Raw genomic sequence first — 18,039 nt, forward strand, 5'->3', positions numbered from 1 at the left:
CGTAAATTTGAGCTAGGGGCGACCTCATGAACACCTTGAGCAAGATCGAAAGCGCGATGCCGCTGCCCGTCACCGTCGATGACATATTGGCGGCGCGTGTGCGGATTTCGGGCGCGGTCGTGCATACGCCGACCTTGGTCAGCCAGACGCTGTCCGATATGCTTGGCTGCAAGGTCTTCCTGAAGTTCGAAAATCTCCAGTTTACCGCTGCTTACAAGGAGCGCGGCGCGCTTAATCGTCTGCTTCAGCTGGATGAGGCGGCGAAGGCGAAGGGCGTGATCGCCGCTTCGGCTGGCAATCATGCGCAGGGCCTGGCCTATCATGGCCGTCGCCTGGGGGTGCCGGTGACCATCGTCATGCCGGTGACTACACCGACGGTGAAGGTCACGCAGACTCAGGGCCATGGCGCGACCGTGGTGCTGCATGGTGAAAAGTTCGACGACGCCAGCACCTATGCGCGCCAGCTTGCCAAGGAACATGGACTGACCTTCGTCCATCCCTTTGATGAACCTGACATCATGGCCGGGCAGGGGACTGTCGCGCTGGAAATGCTGGAGGACGCGCCGGAGATCGACACGCTGATCATCCCGATCGGCGGCGGCGGGCTCTTTTCCGGCATGGCGACAGCTGCCAAGGCGATGAAACCCGACATCAAGGTATATGGGGTGCAGGCGGAGCTTTATCCGTCCATGTATGACCATATCAAACGGGCAAATCTGCCCTGTGACGGGGACACCTTGGCGGAGGGCATCGCCGTCAAGGAGCCGGGCGAACTCACCCGCCGCTTTGTCGAACGACTGGCCGACGACGTTCTGCTGGTCAGTGAACGCCATCTGGAAGAAGCCGTCAGCCTGCTGCTGCAAATCGAAAAGACGGTGGTAGAGGGTGCGGGGGCTGCTGGCCTTGCTGCGATGATCACGCACAAGGAACTGTTCGCCGGACGCAATGTTGGCCTGGTGCTGACCGGGGGTAACATCGATACGCGCCTGCTGGCCAACGTGCTGCTGCGCGATCTCGCGCGCTCCGGCCGTCTCGCGCGCCTGCGGATCATCCTGCAGGATCGGCCGGGCGCGCTTTTCCATGTTGCACGGATTTTCGATCAGGAGGCGGTGAACATCCTGGAGCTGTCGCATCAGCGGATCTTCACCAACCTGCCGGCCAAGGGACTCAGCCTCGATGTCGAGTGCGAGACGCGCGATGGCGATCATCTCGACCGCCTGATCGCCGCCCTTCGTGCAGCAGGTTATGAGGTCGCGCCGATTGAGGTCGCCTGACCGACGACCTTCGTCGGGAGTACGCATTTTTTTCGTGGTAAATGACCTTTTCATGGACGGCTGCGGGCGTCATAGTCTGTCCATGACTCAAAATTCGCGCAGCGTTTAGACGGAGACCGTGGCGTGAGCGCACCATTTCGTTTCCCGCGTTTCTTTGTGACGAACCCGAGCCCGTGCCCTTATCTGCCGGGCCGGAGCGAACGGAAGGTGTTCACCGAACTGAACGGCGACAATGCGTCGGAGCTCAACGATGCGCTTGGCCGCATCGGTTTCCGGCGCAGTCAGAATGTGGCCTATCGTCCGAGCTGCGCCGACTGCTCCGCCTGCGTGTCGGTTCGTGTCGTCGCTGGCGAGTTCACGCCTAACGCGACACAGCGCAAGCTCATCCGCCGCAACAGCGACCTCATCGTTACCGCCTGCAAGCCTTGGTCAACCGAGGAGCAGTTCGAACTGCTCCAGCGCTATCTGCGCGCCCGGCATCCGGGCGGCGGCATGACCGAAATGGACGAGATGGACTTCGCCGACATGGTCGAACAGACCCCGGTGGAAAGCCATGTCGTCGAATATCGCGAGCCGGGCGAAAATGGCCGCGCTGGTCGATTGATTGGCGCCTGCCTGACCGACCGGCAGGGCGACGGGCTGTCGATGATCTACAGCTTCTTCGATACCGAACTGGAGCATCGCAAGGGCCTCGGCAACTTTATCATCATGGATCACATCCTGCGCGCCGCGAAAGCTGGGCTCCCCTATGTGTATCTCGGCTATTGGGTCGAAGGGTCGCAGCGGATGCAGTATAAGGTTCGCTACCGCCCGCTTGAAAAGCTGAGCCGCAGCGGTTGGGTTCGCTTTGAACCACAGGAGCAGGCGCAGGCTATCCGTGGCGTGGTGCCGCGCGATGAGCCGCCGATCCCCATTGAGCTTGCGGGGATTTTCCGGAAGTAGGCTGCATCAGCCCGCAAGCTGCCATTCGTCAGCAGAATGCCGCATGGCAAGTGGCGGATAGCCATCGCGCTTACTTCGCTACCAGGGTCACCGCCTCAATCTTATTCCCATCCGGATCGCGGACGAACGCGCCATAATAATGCGCATCATAATTGGGCCGCACGCCGGGGGCTCCTTCGTCAGTCCCACCTAGTTCCAGCGCAAGCCTGTGGAACTCCCTTACCGCTTCCCTATCCGCCGCTTCGAAGCAGATGTGTACCCCGTTGCCGGATGAGGCGCGTTCCCCATTTACCGGAGTCTCTACGCTGAACACCACATCGGTGACGCCATAGTCCAACGAATGCGGGTAATCCCGAACGTTGCGATAGCCGAGCAGCGCCATCAGCGGATCGTAGAAGGCGCGCGCCCGTTCGATATCGTTTGTGCCGACCGACACGTGATGGATCATGCCGTTTCCTCCTGCCCGCCCAACTGGGCGCGGACAGGTTAAACGAGCGGCCCTATTCGCAGTTGCACTTCCGCCGGGCGGTGTGACGGCGATGCGAAGAGACCTCCGTCACATAACTGGTTTCGGTGACTACCGGGGTAACCACTATGGTGGTCGTGGTCGCCCCGGGGTAATAATAGCCGCCCGCGATATAGCCAGGAGCCTGAGTGGTGGTCACAAGGGGTTGGCCGCGGCCGCCATGATGCACGATGGCTGGCGGAGCTGCATAGGGCGGAGCGTCATAATCGACGCCATAGTTACTCCGGGCTTCGCCTTCGAAGCGTCCTTCATATTCGCCACTGACTACCCGCCCCTTGTCGTCCTTCCAGGTTCCGGTCCAGCGGCCCTCATATTCGTGCGGCGGCGGACCATCATGCGCAGTGACATCGTCGTCATAGGGCGCGCCCGGCGGCAAAGCGCCCTCATGCGCATCCCAATCCACATCGCTGCGATAGTCCCGTACATGTCCGTGCCGATCGACCATCACCGCGTCATCATAATAGCGGGACCAGCCATACCCATCCACCGGGGCGGGCAGGCCATAAACGCCATAGTTGGCGATGCGATAGGAGGGGTTGACCCAATAGGTCGGCAGGACATAGCCGATGACGGGCCGCCGGTAAGCAGCCCAACCGCCCGGCGCATGCCAGCCTGCGAACCAGCGTCCCTGGAAGCGCGGACCCCCGCGATGGACAACTGGTCCGCTGCCACGCATCATGCCATGCCCAGGCCGGGGACCCGCGAAGCTCTTGCCCATCAAGGGTAGTGCGGCGCTGGCTGAGAGCGCTTCGCCTGCCGATGCAGGAGCCGGGACGCTCAGGACAATGCCCGCGCTCGCCAGCATGATGCTCCAGATCCGCATGCCCAAACCTCCCGTTACCGCTTCGCGCCGTCGTGCGGCCACATGTTAACGGCTTGTTTAGCATGGTGATCCCCGACGATCCACGCGGGGAGGGTTAAGATATTGTCCCGAAACGGGTCAGGGATTAAGCGAGCCTTCCGCCGATCCGCTCTATCAGCGCCTCCAAGCCTTGCTGATCTGAAGCATCGAAGCGCCCGAAGGAAGGGCTGTCGAGATCAAGAACAGCGACGACCCCGCCTTCGACAATTATCGGAACCACGATTTCAGCGGCGCTCGCGGCGTCGCAGGCGATATGGCCAGGGAAGCTGTGGACGTCCGTCACCAATTGGGTCTGCGCCGTGGCTGCGGCAGTGCCGCACACGCCTTTGCCCAGGGCGATGCGGATGCAGGCGGGTTTGCCCTGGAAGGGACCAAGTAGCAGTTCACCGTCCACCATGCGGTAAAAGCCCGCCCAGTTGAGGTCCGGCAGATATTGCCAGATCAACGCGGCGAGATTGGCCATGTTGGCGATGGCATCGGGCTCGCCGGTGGTGATCGCTTCAGCGGCGGAGAGGAGGTCCGCGTAGAGCGCCGGCTTGTCACCTTGAGTCGAGGGTTGGAAGTCGAACATCTCGCTGCATCCTAATCCAGCCGCACTTTGCCGCGACCTTGTTTCACTGAGCTGCGCGCCTTCTTCGCATCCACCCTTCGCGCTTTGGCCGCTTTGCCGGGTTTGGTAGCGATCCGGCGGGGGTCGCGATGGTGCGCCTGCGCGATCATCTCGCTCAGCCGCTCTCGCGCATCCTGGCGATTTGCTTCCTGCGTGCGGAAGCGGGAAGCCTGGATCACGATTTCGCCACCGGAAGTCAGTCGCGAACCCGCCAACTCTTTCATCTTGCGAAAGGCATGGACGGGCAGACCCAGCTTGTAGAGGTCCACCCGCAACTGCACAGCTGTGGCGACTTTGTTGACATTCTGTCCGCCAGGGCCGCCTGCGGTAATGAAACGCTCTTCCAGCGCCTCTTCAGGAATATCAAAGTCCGGCATTGTCCAGATACTCCGGCCCGAAACCTGCCGCAGTGAAAGTGGTCGGCAGGGGAGCCGTCGCCTCGGCCGGCGCCTTGCCGGTGCGGGGGACGCTGAGAAAACGGCTGTGCAGCAGCATTGGTCCCTGGCCGTTTCCATAAACCGGATCGCCCGCGATGCCGAAGCCCAGGCCATGTAATGTGTGGGCGCGGATCTGGTGCGTCCGGCCCGTGCGCGGCGTGAAGATGATGAGGGCGCGCCCGTCAATTTCCGCCAGTTTGCGCCATTCGGTGACCGCCGATTTTCCCTCTTTAGCCGCGATCATGCGCCAGCCCTTGGCTGCGCTGCTCACCTTTTTAAGGGACAGTTCGATCGTGCCGCTTTCCAGTTCCGGTACGCCGTCCACCACCGCGACATAGCGCTTCTCGACCGTTCCGGCCTCAAACGCCGCAGCGTAGCGCTTGTGCGCCTTCGGATTGCGCGCCAGCAACAGGCAACCGCTGGTATCGCGGTCAAGCCTATGCACGGGCAGCGGCCATCGCTGAAAACCGAAGGTGAGCGAGGAAAGATGATTTTCCAGGCTCAACGACCCGTCGCGCGGTGCATCCACCGGCAGGCCCGCAGGCTTGTCGAGGATGATGGCCTCGCCATCGATGAAAAGAACTCGGTCATGTAGCAAGGACAAGAGACATTATCCGATAATTGGGATGATTGACGCGCGCGGGGCTTCCTATAGGGCGTGGAAGCCATGGAGAACAGGGGGGACGAGGCTCAGCTCCGGGCTGCACCATCCGAATGGGTGCGCGGGGGCGGACGGCTGGAATGGATCGATGTTGCGCGGGGTATCGGCATCATCGCTGTGGTGGTGGGGCATGTCTGGACACGCGGCCCGTTGCGTGATGCCGTTTACAGTTTCCACATGCCGCTATTCTTTCTGCTTTCAGGATTTTTGTCGCGCCCTCAGCCGCCGGCGCGCTTTGCGATCCGGCAACTGGCGTCGCAGATGCGGCCTTACGCGGCTTTTCTCATGCTGCTGATCGCCGCAGACTGGGTCATCGAGCCGCTGAAAGGCAACAGCCCTATCTTCGACCAATGGCCTCAGGATCTGGTGCCGGTTCTTCTCGGCGGCTCCTGGCTGCGCGGCCCCTTCACCATCTTCTGGTTCGTACCCTGTTTGATGGCTTCGCGTATAATCTTCAATGTGCTCTCTGCCCACTGGCCCGATCCGCTCGACCCTCGCTGGGCTTTGGCGATCGTCCCGGCTCTGGTCGGCGCCTATCTTTTGGGGGAAGTCACGCAGGCGTCGATCCTTGGCCTGCTGACCGTACCGATGGCGCTTGTCCTGCTCTGGGTAGGGGCCGCGTGGCAGCGTATTCCATGGCGGCGGTGGATGTGGGGGCCGCTGGCAGCCTTTTCTGTCGCAGGGTTATCCGCTGCCTTGCCCACGCTCAACATGAAGGCCGCCAACTATGGCTTGCCCTTGCTGTCCATTGCTTCGGCCATAGCGACCACGCTGCTTCTCTTCCGCTTTTCCGTGCGCATCGCTCCCTTCGGCGGATGGCTCGCCGCCATCGGCCGTGCCTCGCTCGTGATCATGTATCTGCATGTTGCGGTGATCCATTATTTGTCACCGCATTTTGCCAAGCCCTTGCTGTTGCTTCATGCGCTGTTGCTGCCGATCGCGATCTATTATTTGCTGCGCGCCAGCAGTTGGGGCCGACGCATATTCCTGTAAGCAAAAAAGGGGCCGGCGCACCCATCCCGCGCGCCGGCCCTATCGTTGCGCCTTGCGACCCAAGGCTCAACTGCTGCACTGAGAGGACGGTGCAGCCTATTTCTAACCGTGCAGCTTGATCGCCGTTTCAGCGATCCGCCGCCCCTGATATCTCGCGCCTTCCAGCTCGTCCTCGTCGGGCTGACGGCTTCCATCGCTGTGGGCGATGGTCGTCGCCCCGTAAGGCGCGCCGCCGCGCAGCTTGTCGACGCCCATCTGACCGGCGTGGCCATAGTCCAGCCCCACGATCACCATGCCGAAATGCAGCAGGTTGGTGATGATGGAAAAGAGGGTGGTTTCCTGCCCACCATGCTGGCTTGCGGTGGAGGTGAAAGCCCCACCCACCTTGCCGTTCAGCGCGCCACGGGCCCACAGGCCACCCGCCTGATCGAGGAACGCCGCCATCTGGCTGGACATGCGGCCGAACCGGGTGCCCGTTCCGATGATGATCGCATCATAGTCGGCCAGATCAGCCACGGCCGCGATTGGCGCATCCTGATCGAGCTTGAATCCCGCATTTCTGGCGACTTCCAGCGGCGCTGTTTCCGGCACGCGCTTGATGTCCACTTGCGCGCCCGCAGAGGCGGCGCCTTCTGCCACGGCCTTCGCCATCGTTTCGATGTGACCGTAGGAGGAATAGTAAAGGACGAGTACCTTCGCCATGGGGCTTCTCCAATCAAATGTAATGCATTGAACTCAAAAAGGTTTCTTGGAAGATGCGACCGCCTGCTCCGGATGAGGGGTGAAGGGAGCAGGCGGCCGCCAGGCCCGCGGGCCTATTCGCTATCGACCAGAACGATTTCGCTGTCCTCGATCGCGGTGATCGTGATCGGCTCGCCGCCCAGGATCGCGGCTCCATCGCGGGCTTCGAAGGTCTGGCCGTCAATCTCTATCCTGCCGGTCGCAGGGACCAGATAGAGGTGGCGTCCCTCGGCGCTGTCATAGGTCACGCTCGTCCCGGCCTTGATCGTGCCGCCCAGGAGACGCGCGTCGGCGCGGATGCGGAGCGCTTCCTTATCCTCCTCATAGCCGCTGGCGAGAACGACCAGCCGACCGGACCGGTCGCCTTTGGGAAAGGGCTTGGCTCCCCAACTGGGGGCGTCGCCCTGCGCCTTGGGAATGATCCAGATCTGGAACAAGGTCGTCGTTTCATTCTCCAGATTATATTCGGAGTGACGGATGCCGGTGCCGGCGCTCATCACCTGAACGTCGCCTGCCTCGGTGCGGCCCTTGTTGCCGAGGCTATCCTGATGCGTGATAGCACCCTGGCGGACATAGGTGACGATTTCCATATCCCGGTGCGGATGCGGGGGGAATCCGGTGTGCGGGGCGATTTCATCATCATTCCACACTCTGATCGCTCCCCAACCCATCCGGGCCGGATCGTGGTAGTCGGCGAACGAGAAATGGTGGCGGGCGTTGAGCCAGCCATGATCGGCATGGCCCAGCGACGCGAAGGGGCGGCGTTCGATACGGTTTTCCACGGTCGTGGTCATTGCTGTGCCTTTCGATACGGCGGGAGGTCATTCCCGCTTGCTTTCCGTCAATTTAGTCATCACGATCGTTTCTGAAATAAGCAGCATTGAAACGGATTGTTTCCTTATGCGTCTTCCTGACTTCGGAGCCTGGGCCATCTTCGCGGCCGTGGTGGAACATCGCAGCTTCACCGACGCCGCCAAGGCGCTCAGCGTTTCGAAAGCCACCGTGTCGAAGGCAGTGACCCGCCTTGAACAGCATCTCGACACCAGTCTGTTCAGCCGCACCAGCCGCCGTCTTGCGCTGACCGAAAGCGGTAAACGCTTGGCCGATCATGCCGCCCGTATCCTGGCGGAAGGGCAGGCCGCAGAGGAGGCAGCGCGGGATGACACGGCCGAACTTTCGGGCACGGTTCGCCTCGGCGCTCCCATGACCTTCGGGCTGCTGCGCGTTGCGCCACTGATTGCCGAGTTCACCAAGCTTCATCCCGCTGTCGATGTGGACCTCCATCTATCCGATGCGCGCATCGACATGATCGAGATGGGCCTGGACGCCACCATCCGCATCGCTGATATGCCAGACAGTTCGCTGCGTGCGCGGCGTTTGGCTGACGTCAACATGCACGTCGTCGCCTCTCCCGCTTATCTGACAGAGCGGGGGCGGCCGACGCATCCTGCCGATCTCGGCGCCCACGACTGCCTTTGTTATGCAAATGTCCCAACGCCCGACATCTGGCGTTTTTCCGGGCCAGGTCAGCAGAATGTCACAATTCAGGTTAGGGCACGGATCACCGTCAACAGTGGAGAGGCAATGTTGCCTGCGCTGCGGGCCGGGGTCGGCATTGCGCGGCTACCCGATTTCATCGTTGGAGATGCGCTCGCATCGGGGGAACTGGACGAGATATTGATCGACTGGAGACCGCCGCCTTTGGGCCTTCATCTGGTGACGCCGCCATCCCGCCTGAGGCCCGCGCGCGTGCAGGCGCTGCTGGATTTCGTCGCGGAACATCATGGATGCTAGCGGGTCGTTACACACACGAATCTATATTGACTCTATCTGAATCATTTTAGCAGCAAATCTTTGTAAATAGATTCAATTTCCCACGACTCGTGGATTTCTGCGGGTTAGCGAAAAATTAACCTTTGTCCTTCAGAAGTTTTTTGGTTAATGAATTGGAGCAGACGCCGTTCTGAGGGGTTGACGGGATCTGCAAGGACAGGGGCTTCACATGCGCGTTCTGCTAATCGAAGACGAACCGACCACCGCCAAGGCGATCGAGCTGATGCTCACGACCGAAGGCTTTAACGTCTATACGACCGACTTGGGCGAAGAGGGCCTGGATCTGGGCAAGCTGTATGATTACGATATCATCTGCCTCGATCTGAACTTGCCGGATATGCATGGCTATGACGTGCTGAAGAAGCTCCGCGCTGCGAAGGTGCAGACGCCGGTGCTGATCCTGTCGGGCATCGCGGAGATGGACAGCAAGGTTCGCTCTTTCGGTTTCGGCGCTGACGACTATGTGACCAAGCCTTTCCATCGCGAAGAGCTGATCGCTCGCATCCATGCGGTGGTGCGCCGGTCCAAGGGCCACTCGCAGTCGGTCATCCGCACCGGCAAGCTTGCCGTCAATCTGGATGCCAAGACCGTGGAAGTGGATGGCAACCGTGTCCACCTCACCGGCAAGGAATATGCGATGCTGGAGTTGCTCTCGCTTCGCAAGGGCACGACGTTGACCAAGGAGATGTTCCTTAATCATCTCTATGGCGGCATGGACGAGCCCGAACTCAAGATCATCGACGTCTTCATCTGCAAGCTGCGCAAGAAGCTCGCCCTGGCCTGCGGCGGGGACAATTATATCGAGACCGTCTGGGGCCGCGGCTATGTGCTGCGCGATCCGGATGAGGCAGTGGACCTGGAAACCAAGGTCGCCTGACCGAATAGCGTCATACAAGTTCTGAAAAGCCGGTGATCCTCCAAGGATCACCGGCTTTTTCCATATGCTGGAGAGGGAAGTTACAGGTTCTCCCTCCATCGACGAGTGCGATATCAAATAAAAAAAGGGCCGGTGATCCGTTGGGATCACCGGCCCTGCCTTGTCAGACGGTGGGGCGGAGAGGGGCGGGCTGAAAGCCCGTCAGGTGGGGGGGGAACCGCCCCGCGAGCTTTACTCGTCCGTCTGACCGGAAGACGCGCCGTCGTTCGACCCGAAGGCTTGTCCGCTTCCCGAAAGCTGTCCGGCGGCATTGAGTGAGGCCGCGCCATTCAGCGCATGACCTGCATTGCCACCGGTATTGCCGGTCCCAGACTGAGCGCTGTTCGCACCAGACTGAGCGCTGCCTGCTGCGTTGCCCGCGGCGTTAGCCGCACCGCTGGCTGCCGTGCTGGCCCGATTACGCGCGGCGTGAGCGGTGGCGTTGGCCTGTCCCTGCGCCGCTGCCGTCGCGGTCAGCGCACGGTCTCGTGCGGCGCCTGCGGCTTGGCTGGCGCTATCGCGAACACCGCCCACCGCGCTCGCTACATCGTTGGTGCCGAGCGTATCGGCGGTCAGGCCGCCGCTGGCTGAGCCGCTGGCCGAACCCGATGCGTTCGCGCCGTGGCTTTTGCCCTTGCGGCTTACCGAACCGGTGGCGGCCCCATCCGCGCGGCCAGAACCCGAGCCCTTTGCGCTGACCCGGCCATTCTGCAGGTCGATGCTGCGGTCGAGGCCGATACCACCCGACCCGTTCAGCGTGCCGCCCAGCGATCCGCCGACGCCGCCCAGGCCACCACCACCCAAGGCGCCACCAAGGCCGCCGCCCAGCCCACCGCCGCCGCCAAGCAGCTGGGCGGACGCAGGAGCCGCAGTCAGAGCGGCAAGGCAGGCAGTGGCAAGAATGAACTTCGCTTTCATCGATCGTCTCCTTGTTCGTTGTCGATCCGATGAAAGGAGAACGGGAGGCGTTCGCGGTTTAATCCCTCAGCCTGGAAAATTTTTTACAAGCTACTGAATATCAATCCACATTTCTGCAGTTGCCGCAGACCACACCGCGGCCGAACTCGCGCCTGCCTGGCTTTGCCTCCGCCTTCAGCGCGCTGAGGCTGCCAGCTGTGAAGAGCCTGCCAGCGACCAGCGGCGCAGCGAAGGATGTGCCGCGCACCCGTCCCTTGCCGCCGTCGCTGCGTGCTGCGTTCATGTCCGCGCCCGGCGCCGCAAAATCCACATGACGGGCGCGCCCCGCTTCGGGCAACAAGCGTCCGCGTCCATCTATGCCGGTTACCGCCACCACATCCGGGTAGGAAGCGGGATAGGCCGGGGGAGCGGCGGGACCGTCATTACCCACCGCCGCCACTGTAGTGACGCCCTTATCCCGGGCAAGCCGGATCGCCCCCGCGAGTAGCGGATTGTCCGGTCCTACCAGGCTCACCGTCACGACATCGACGCCCCGCGCTGCCATCCAACCCAGCGCGCGCGCAATGGCGAAGGCGCTCCCACCTGCGGGGTCATCGCCATAGACGTCTGCCGCCAGCAAAGGCGCGCCGGGGGCTGCGCCGCGAATGATGCGCGTTCCGCTGATGAGTGAAGCGACGGCTGTTCCATGTGAACTGGCTTTGGGCGCGCCGCGAACAAATCCGCGCTGTTCGACTTCACCAGTGAGCGAGGGGTGACGCGCCACCCCGCCGTCGATCATCCCCACCGCGCGTCCGCGTACAGAGCCTGCGGCTGCCAGAGCCGTCGCTGTCGCTACGGGCGTGGGACCGCTCGGAAAATAGAGATTGTCCGCGCTGGCTTCGGCTTCAGGCGCGATCGATCGCACTTGCTTCAACGCGCGCGGCAGGCTGCGCCCCTGCGGCACCCTCAGGCGGGTGACCGATAAATCGAGACCTTCGACCTCCTCACTTTCAACGCCATAGCCTGCGTTGCGGAGCGCCTCGACGCTGGTTGGTTTCGCGCCGGTCAGCAGGATCACGCCTCGCCGAGCCGGTTCTTTGCGATCGTCCAGTTCGATGCTGTCGCTGTGGCGGCGCAGCAAGTCGGTGACGCGAGCGGCCCTCGCGGCGACAAGCTGCTCAGCTAACCGCGCCGGGTTCAGCCGTTCCAGCCCGGTTTCGTCCAGCGTTCCATCCACGCGATCGAGCAAGCCAGGCACGATGCCGCCGGCCTGCCCCAGCGCACCGCCGGAGGAAGGGAGCAACTGCGCCTCCGCGCCGGGCCCGGCGAGCAGCAGTCCAATGGCGATCCAGGTTCGTCCCAATTTCATTTCGGCCTCTATACTCCCGGCCTGCGCAGAAGCGAATTTTTCGATCCTGTCCTTCGCAAAATGCGTCATTGCAAAAAAAATCCGATAGATGATCTGCTCTCAGGGATGAAACGTATGGCCAGGGCCGTTTCATCCTTTGACCATGCAATGGAGACCGGATGTCGTTCGAAAGCGATCTGTTGGCGATCCTGCCTCGGCTGCGGCGCTTTGCCGCCAGCCTGTCGCGGGACCGCGCCGATGGCGACGATCTCTGCCAGGCGGCGCTGGAAAAGGCGCTGCGAGCGCGCGATCAGTGGCAGCCGGGTACTAGGTTGGATAGCTGGATGTATCGGATCATGCGTAATGTCTGGATCGATGAGGGCCGTTCGCGGCAGCGCGCGGCCCGGACTTTCGCGCCGGAAGAGGCGGGTGAGCATGTGGGCCATGCCGGCGACCAGGATGTCGAGGCGCATGTGATGCTCTCGGACGTCGATCGCGCGATGCATGCCCTGCCTGACGAGCAGCGCGAAGCCATTGCCCTCGTCCTGGTGGAGGGCCTGTCCTATAAGGAAGCCGCAGAGGTTCTGGGCATCCCCATGGGCACGCTTACCTCCCGGCTGGTGCGCGGGCGGGGCGCTCTTATCGAACTGTTGGGGGAAGCGGCATGACCGACATTGATGAAGCAATGCTGATCGCCTGGGTCGATGGTGAACTGGATGAAGTGACACGCCGTCGCGTCGATCGCGCTGTTGCGGAAGACCCAGCGCTCGCGCAACGTCTCGAGACGCACCGTCGTTTGCGCGCTCGGCTTTCGGGCCATTATGCTCCGATTGCGGCTGAGCCTGTGCCGCCGACAATGCGTGGCCTGCTGGAAGACAGCACGAAGCTTGTCCCTTTCGCGCAGCCTGCGGTGCCGCGCTGGCGTAACTGGAGCATCGGCGGCGCGATAGCAGCCAGCCTCGTGTTGGGGCTCGGTATCGGCCGCATCTCGACCGGACCTGCGGGACCCGTTGCCGTCAGCAATGGCGTCATGGTTGCGCAAGGCCAACTCGCCTCTGCCCTGAACAGCCAACTCGCCTCTGCTCGGCAGGAAGGGCCGGTCCGCATCGGCCTCAGCTTCCAGCGGAAGGGCGGCGGATGGTGCCGCAGCTTCGAAGGCAGCACGCTTTCCGGAGTAGCCTGTCGGCAGGGAGAGGACTGGCAGGTCCGGCAGCTGATCCCCGGCACCGGGCCATCTACGGATTATCGTCAGGCTTCCTCTACTGATGATCGCATCACGGCAACTATCGAAGCCCTGATCGAAGGCACACCCGCGGACGCTGTGGAAGAAGCCGCAGCCAAGGCGAAGGGCTGGCGCTAGGTTGAATTCAGCGGTCTAGGTCTGCAAGAACCAACGCTCGGTTCCTTGCAGGCCGATAGCCGTCAGCTTGCCGCTGTTCCACGCTCCAGTATCGATACCGATCCGGTTGTGCTGTTCATCGACCTTGGCCGTGATGCTGTGGCCATGCACGACCATCGCGCCGTAATCGCCACGATGGGTCAGAAATTCGCCGCGAATCCAGTGCAGGTCGGCCGCCGTCTGAGCCTGCAGCGGTACGCCGGGCCTGATCCCCGCGTGGACGAACAGATAATCGCCCATCCTGAGCATGTCTTCAAAGCTATCGAGGAAATCGATATGGCTCCGCGGAACATGATTGAGCATCCAGGATGCGAGATCATCATCCGCCATCGCCGCCGATGACTCGGCGTCCAATCCATAGCTGGCCAGCGTCTGAACCCCGCCAATCCGTCGGCAGTAACCGGCAAACTGGGCACTTCCGCGGGCTGCGCTTATAAACACTTCCTCATGATTGCCCTTGATGAGGTGCACCTTATCGGCCGCATCCCGCAGAACGATGGCGCGCTCCACCATCTGCGCCGAGTGGGGCCCTCGGTCCACCAGATCGCCTAGCAGGACGAGATGGCAAGGGAGGGGAGAGCGCAGCGCGTCGTCGACTTCGATCAAGTCAAGCAACCGGTCGAATAGGTCCAGGCGGCCATGTATGTCGCCTATCGCATAGACGCGCCGGTCCTCACCGACAGTGGGCAACCGCCTCTGCCCTTCGCTGCGGCGGAGGAATTTCAGCATGGCAGGCCGCGCATGGAGGTCATCCTGGCGATCTTCGCACGCTTGTCAGAGTCGCGGCAATGTGACGCCTTGCTGCCCCATATATTTGCCCGCCCGGTCGGCATAGCTGACCTCGCAAGGCTCATTCCCCTTCAGGAACAGGAATTGGCACGCGCCCTCATTCGCGTAAATCTTGGCGGGCAGGGGAGTCGTGTTGGAAAATTCCAGCGTGACATGCCCCTCCCAGCCCGGCTCCAGAGGCGTCACATTCACGATGATGCCGCAGCGGGCGTAGGTGGATTTGCCAAGGCAGATCACCAGCACATCGCGCGGCACCCGGAAATATTCCACCGTGCGGGCGAGGGCGAAGCTGTTGGGCGGGATGATGCAGCATTCGGTCTTGCGATCGACGAAGCTGTTGGCCGCGAAATCCTTCGGATCGACGACCGCACTATCGACATTGGTGAAGATCTTGAATTCGTCCGCCACGCGCGCGTCATAGCCATAGGAAGACAGGCCATAGCTGATGCAGCCGTCACGGCGTTGGCTCTCCACGAACGGCTCGATCATGCCATAGGAAAGGGCCTGTTCGCGTATCCATTTATCCGACAAGATCGACATGGCTATTCTTGACTCTTCCTCGAAGAAGTAAGGCCCAAATCTCTGGGGCCAAATGCGAAAGGTAGAAGTTCGGTAAGACTGTGCTTCACCACAGAATCGCCGCTTGGTGACGCACAATAGATGGCGATCGGCCGTCCCGCCACCTGCTCCGCCTCGTTCAATATCTGGCGGCACCGGCCGCATGGAGTGACGGGCGTGGCTTGGCCGCCGACTATAGCGATCGCCTCCACATCGGCCAGCCGCCCTTGTGCATTGGCCGCCGCGAGCGCAACGGTTTCGGCGCAGAGCGACAGGCCATAGCTGGCGTTTTCGAAATTCGCGCCGACGATGACCGCGCCATCTGTCAACCGCAGGGCAGCACCAACGGTGAAGCGGCTATAGGGCGCATAGGCGTTCCCCATGGCCCCTCGCGCCGCCTCGACCAGTTCCTCGACGCCCTTTTCCCCGCTCATGGCGCCACAACGCCCCATCTTACTGGCCCTTCGATCCCGTCGATGTGCCGCATGTCATTGGCGGTCCACATCACCCATTTGCGCGTCGCATAATCGGGCGGGAAGAAATTGCCGTCCAGCCACAGCGTCCGGTTGATTCCGGACGCGATGTCATATTCATCCTCGAACTCATTGGAAACATTGATCAGCGCAGGCTTGCCGGCGTTGCTTTCGATAAGGTTCACCAAGGTGTTGAGTTCGGACAGAACCGCGTCACGCGTGGGCCGGGCTTTGCACGACGGGTCGAACGCCAGCCTGATTACCGGGGGCAGGGCAGCATTGTCACGGGGCACCGTCGTGACGAAGCGCGTCGCCTGCTCGGCCGCCCGTCTGCAAAGGCTGAAGTCCAGAACCGCGCCATAGCGCAGCCCTGAAGAACGCGCCGCCGACCAGTTGCGGGCAAAGGCGGGGTCGCGTCCCTGTGCGCCTTCCGCCGCGCGAATATAGGCGAAATCCACTCCATTGGCGGCCAGAGTGCCCCAATCGATCGCCCCATTTCCGGCGGCCACCGAAACCCCTTGAACCGGATAGACGTCGCGCCCCGGCGCCCAGCGACAGGCATAGGCCCACAGCGCCACCGCCAACAAGGCGATGATGGCCGCGCCCGCGAGTATGCGGACCAGAAACTGGCCTGAAGAATGCTGACGAATGTCCCCTTACCCCTTGATATGCAGCACGCAGATGAGCGTGAACAGGCGGCGTGCCGTATCGAAATCGACCTTGATCTTGCCCTCCAGCCGATCGATCAGCATCTCCGCCGCGTCATTGTGGATGGCACGCCGCGCCATGTCCACCGTTTCAATCTGCTGGGGCGACGCATTGCTGATCGCTTGATAATAGCTGTCGCAAATGGCGAAATATTCGCGGATCGGCCGCCGAAACCGACCCAGGCTGAGGATGATGGCCTCCAGCGGTTCGCCGTCTTCCCGCTTGATCTCGATCACCAGCCGTCCTTCCTCGACGCGCAGCAGCACGCGATAGGGGCCGGCATATCCGTCGGGATGGACGCGTTGAGGAGCGAAATGATTGTCCTCCAGCAGGTCGAAGATCGCAATCCGCCGTTCCTGCTCGACATCCGCGTTACGCCACAGAATCGTTCGCTCGTCGAGCGTGATGTCTATGATGCGCGGGTCGGTCATGAGCCCATAGTCCCTGCTGCTGCGGCGATGGAAAAGCAAGGGGAGTTCTCCACAGCTTTGCGGATCCGCTCACAGCTTGCCCCTTGCGTCGAGCCGCTCCGAAGGCGATGAGGGGCGCATGGTCGAATTGGTGCAGATAAACCCCGCCGCGGAAGCTGGCGCGCCCGGACTCCCTCGCAATGTGGAGGCGGAGGCGGCGTTGCTCGGCGCGCTGATGATCGACAATCGAATAGCGGAAGATGTGCAGCTGAAGCTGAAGCCGGAGCATTTCTTCGAGCCGCTCCATGGCCGCATCTACGAAGCTGTTATGAAGCTGGTCGAGCGCGACATGGTGGCCAATCCCGTCACACTCAAGCCGATGCTGGAGCAGGACCCCGCGCTCAAAGAACTGGGCGGCGTCGGATATCTTGCCCAGCTCACCGGTAACGGCGCAGCGCTGCTGGGCGCGCGTGACTTTGCTTCCCAAATATATGACCTCGCTTTGCTGCGCCAGCTTGTCAATGTTGGGCGAGAACTCGTTGAAAATGCTCTTGATACCAGCGAAGATGTCAATCCCCGCGAGCAGATCGAGCAGGCGGAAGTCGCGCTTTACAAAGTCTCGGAAGGCGAAGGTGAAACCGGCTCGGTCAAGAGCTTTGCCACCGCCACGACCATGGCCGTCCAGGTTGCGGAGCGGGCGCTGAACAGCGGCGGTCATGTCTCAGGGATCACGACCGGTCTCGCCAGCCTCAACGAAAAGATCGGCGGCCTGCACAATTCGGACCTCATGATCCTCGCTGGGCGCCCGGGTATGGGCAAGACCTCGCTTGCTACCAACATCGCATATAACGCGGCCTCGCGATGGATGCGGGATCATGCCGACGGCATTCCGCCGGAAAAAAATATGGGCGCCAAGACCGCTTTCTTCAGCCTCGAAATGTCCGCGGACCAGTTGGCTACCCGCGTTCTGGCCGAACAGTCGGGTATCAGCGGCGAAGCGCTACGCATGGGTAAGATCAGCCGCACTGATTTCCAGAACCTCTCCCGCGCCGCTCGTGAGCTTCAGGAATTGCCGCTGTTCATCGACGATACGCCCGGCCTTACCATTGCAGCGCTGCGCACCCGCGCCCGGCGGTTGAAACGCCGCCACGACATCGGGCTCGTCATCGTCGATTATCTCCAATTGCTTCAGGGGACCGGCAAGGGCAGCGACAACCGCGTGCAGGAAATTTCCGAAATTTCTCGTGGTTTGAAGACGTTGGCGAAGGAGCTTAACGTTCCGGTTCTGGCGCTGTCGCAGCTCAGCCGTGCCGTTGAGCAGCGCGAAGACAAGCGTCCACAGCTCTCCGACCTTCGTGAATCAGGCTCGATCGAGCAGGACGCCGATATGGTCTGGTTCGTCTTCCGCGAAGACTATTATGTCGCCGCCAAGGAGCCGGGAAACAAGGAAAGTTCGGAGCATCTTGAATGGGCGCAGGAGATGGAGCGCATCTACGGCTTGGCCGAACTGATCGTCGCGAAGCAGCGCCACGGCTCTACCGGGCGCATTCGCATGAAGTTCGACGCCAAGATCACCCGCTTCTCCGACTTGGCGGACGGCGGATATATGGGCGATTACGAATAACGCACCTCGCCCATTATCCTCCGGAGATTGTCGAAGGC

General features: G+C 61.9%; 22 protein-coding genes. 8 read left to right on the plus strand and 14 right to left on the minus strand.

Going from position 1 to position 18,039, the window contains the following annotated elements:
- Positions 1–26: 26 nt before the first annotated feature.
- The gene (locus tag ACZ5Y5_RS03195; RefSeq protein WP_464809757.1) at positions 27–1,274 is read left to right on the plus strand and encodes a threonine ammonia-lyase; all 1,248 of its coding nucleotides are present in this window, start codon (positions 27–29) and stop codon (positions 1,272–1,274) included.
- A gap of 123 nt (positions 1,275–1,397) precedes the next feature.
- Complete coding sequence (locus ACZ5Y5_RS03200) at positions 1,398–2,216, plus strand: arginyltransferase (RefSeq protein ID WP_464809758.1); 819 nt, start codon at positions 1,398–1,400, stop codon at positions 2,214–2,216.
- 70 nt (positions 2,217–2,286) lie between these two features.
- Here the strand turns inward: ACZ5Y5_RS03200 and ACZ5Y5_RS03205 are convergent, their stop codons facing one another.
- From ACZ5Y5_RS03205 to ACZ5Y5_RS03225, 5 genes are all read right to left on the minus strand, one after another.
- Complete coding sequence (locus tag ACZ5Y5_RS03205; RefSeq protein WP_464809759.1) at positions 2,287–2,664, minus strand: VOC family protein; 378 nt, start codon at positions 2,662–2,664, stop codon at positions 2,287–2,289.
- A gap of 52 nt (positions 2,665–2,716) precedes the next feature.
- Positions 2,717–3,565: an RcnB family protein gene (locus ACZ5Y5_RS03210; RefSeq protein ID WP_464809760.1), complete on the minus strand. Its 849-nt coding sequence runs from the start codon at positions 3,563–3,565 to the stop codon at positions 2,717–2,719.
- A gap of 124 nt (positions 3,566–3,689) precedes the next feature.
- Entirely contained in the window at positions 3,690–4,175 is a 486-nt protein-coding gene (locus ACZ5Y5_RS03215) for a GAF domain-containing protein (protein ID WP_464809761.1), read from the minus strand.
- 11 nt (positions 4,176–4,186) lie between these two features.
- Complete coding sequence (arfB, locus tag ACZ5Y5_RS03220; RefSeq protein WP_464809762.1) at positions 4,187–4,591, minus strand: alternative ribosome rescue aminoacyl-tRNA hydrolase ArfB; 405 nt, start codon at positions 4,589–4,591, stop codon at positions 4,187–4,189.
- Positions 4,578–5,255 (minus strand): RluA family pseudouridine synthase, encoded by a 678-nt coding sequence (locus ACZ5Y5_RS03225; RefSeq protein WP_464809763.1) that lies wholly within the window; start codon positions 5,253–5,255, stop codon positions 4,578–4,580. The genes arfB and ACZ5Y5_RS03225 overlap by 14 nt, the downstream gene beginning before the upstream one ends.
- 63 nt (positions 5,256–5,318) lie before the next feature.
- Here ACZ5Y5_RS03225 and ACZ5Y5_RS03230 point away from each other — a divergent pair, with 63 nt between their 5' ends.
- A complete protein-coding gene (locus ACZ5Y5_RS03230) occupies positions 5,319–6,305 on the plus strand; it encodes an acyltransferase family protein (protein ID WP_464809764.1) in 987 nt (328 codons plus the stop codon).
- A gap of 102 nt (positions 6,306–6,407) precedes the next feature.
- On the opposite strand, the gene wrbA is transcribed toward ACZ5Y5_RS03230, so the two are convergent.
- On the minus strand, positions 6,408–7,007 hold the full coding sequence (gene wrbA / locus ACZ5Y5_RS03235; protein ID WP_464809765.1) for an NAD(P)H:quinone oxidoreductase: 600 nt from the start codon (positions 7,005–7,007) through the stop codon (positions 6,408–6,410).
- Between the two features lie 113 nt (positions 7,008–7,120).
- The gene (locus ACZ5Y5_RS03240; RefSeq protein ID WP_464809766.1) at positions 7,121–7,840 is read right to left on the minus strand and encodes a pirin family protein; all 720 of its coding nucleotides are present in this window, start codon (positions 7,838–7,840) and stop codon (positions 7,121–7,123) included.
- A gap of 106 nt (positions 7,841–7,946) precedes the next feature.
- On the opposite strand from ACZ5Y5_RS03240, the gene ACZ5Y5_RS03245 reads away from it, so the two are divergent.
- Positions 7,947–8,840, plus strand: a complete 894-nt coding sequence (locus ACZ5Y5_RS03245) for a LysR family transcriptional regulator (protein ID WP_464809767.1) — start codon at positions 7,947–7,949, stop codon at positions 8,838–8,840.
- A gap of 208 nt (positions 8,841–9,048) precedes the next feature.
- Entirely contained in the window at positions 9,049–9,756 is a 708-nt protein-coding gene (gene ctrA / locus ACZ5Y5_RS03250) for a response regulator transcription factor CtrA (RefSeq protein ID WP_464809768.1), read from the plus strand.
- A 231-nt stretch (positions 9,757–9,987) separates the two neighbouring features.
- Here the strand turns inward: ctrA and ACZ5Y5_RS03255 are convergent, their stop codons facing one another.
- Positions 9,988–10,713 carry a hypothetical protein gene (locus tag ACZ5Y5_RS03255; RefSeq protein WP_464809769.1) on the minus strand — a complete coding sequence of 242 codons (726 nt, stop codon included), beginning with the start codon at positions 10,711–10,713 and terminating at the stop codon, positions 9,988–9,990.
- A 100-nt stretch (positions 10,714–10,813) separates the two neighbouring features.
- The gene (locus tag ACZ5Y5_RS03260; protein WP_464809770.1) at positions 10,814–12,061 is read right to left on the minus strand and encodes a S8 family serine peptidase; all 1,248 of its coding nucleotides are present in this window, start codon (positions 12,059–12,061) and stop codon (positions 10,814–10,816) included.
- Positions 12,062–12,219: 158 nt separating this feature from the next.
- Between ACZ5Y5_RS03260 and ACZ5Y5_RS03265 the strand changes: the two genes are divergently transcribed.
- Positions 12,220–12,708, plus strand: coding sequence for a sigma-70 family RNA polymerase sigma factor (locus ACZ5Y5_RS03265; protein ID WP_464809771.1), 489 nt, complete (start codon positions 12,220–12,222; stop codon positions 12,706–12,708).
- Positions 12,705–13,400, plus strand: coding sequence for an anti-sigma factor family protein (locus ACZ5Y5_RS03270; protein WP_464809772.1), 696 nt, complete (start codon positions 12,705–12,707; stop codon positions 13,398–13,400). The genes ACZ5Y5_RS03265 and ACZ5Y5_RS03270 overlap by 4 nt, the downstream gene beginning before the upstream one ends.
- A 15-nt stretch (positions 13,401–13,415) precedes the next feature.
- Here the strand turns inward: ACZ5Y5_RS03270 and ACZ5Y5_RS03275 are convergent, their stop codons facing one another.
- The 5 genes from ACZ5Y5_RS03275 to ACZ5Y5_RS03295 are packed head-to-tail and all read right to left on the minus strand — an operon-like array spanning position 13,416 to position 16,398.
- Positions 13,416–14,168, minus strand: a complete 753-nt coding sequence (locus ACZ5Y5_RS03275; protein ID WP_464809773.1) for a metallophosphoesterase — start codon at positions 14,166–14,168, stop codon at positions 13,416–13,418.
- 45 nt (positions 14,169–14,213) lie between these two features.
- Positions 14,214–14,768: a dCTP deaminase gene (gene dcd, locus ACZ5Y5_RS03280; RefSeq protein WP_464809774.1), complete on the minus strand. Its 555-nt coding sequence runs from the start codon at positions 14,766–14,768 to the stop codon at positions 14,214–14,216.
- Between the two features lie 2 nt (positions 14,769–14,770).
- Complete coding sequence (locus ACZ5Y5_RS03285; protein ID WP_464809775.1) at positions 14,771–15,220, minus strand: cytidine deaminase; 450 nt, start codon at positions 15,218–15,220, stop codon at positions 14,771–14,773.
- Positions 15,217–15,882, minus strand: a complete 666-nt coding sequence (locus tag ACZ5Y5_RS03290) for a GH25 family lysozyme (RefSeq protein WP_464810458.1) — start codon at positions 15,880–15,882, stop codon at positions 15,217–15,219. The genes ACZ5Y5_RS03285 and ACZ5Y5_RS03290 overlap by 4 nt, the downstream gene beginning before the upstream one ends.
- Positions 15,883–15,915: 33 nt before the next feature.
- Positions 15,916–16,398 carry a UPF0262 family protein gene (locus tag ACZ5Y5_RS03295; RefSeq protein ID WP_464809776.1) on the minus strand — a complete coding sequence of 161 codons (483 nt, stop codon included), beginning with the start codon at positions 16,396–16,398 and terminating at the stop codon, positions 15,916–15,918.
- Positions 16,399–16,516: 118 nt separating this feature from the next.
- Between ACZ5Y5_RS03295 and ACZ5Y5_RS03300 the strand changes: the two genes are divergently transcribed.
- Complete coding sequence (locus ACZ5Y5_RS03300; protein ID WP_464809777.1) at positions 16,517–18,001, plus strand: replicative DNA helicase; 1,485 nt, start codon at positions 16,517–16,519, stop codon at positions 17,999–18,001.
- Positions 18,002–18,039: the final 38 nt, after the last annotated feature.

The organism is Sphingobium sp. TomTYG65 (assembly GCF_055395525.1).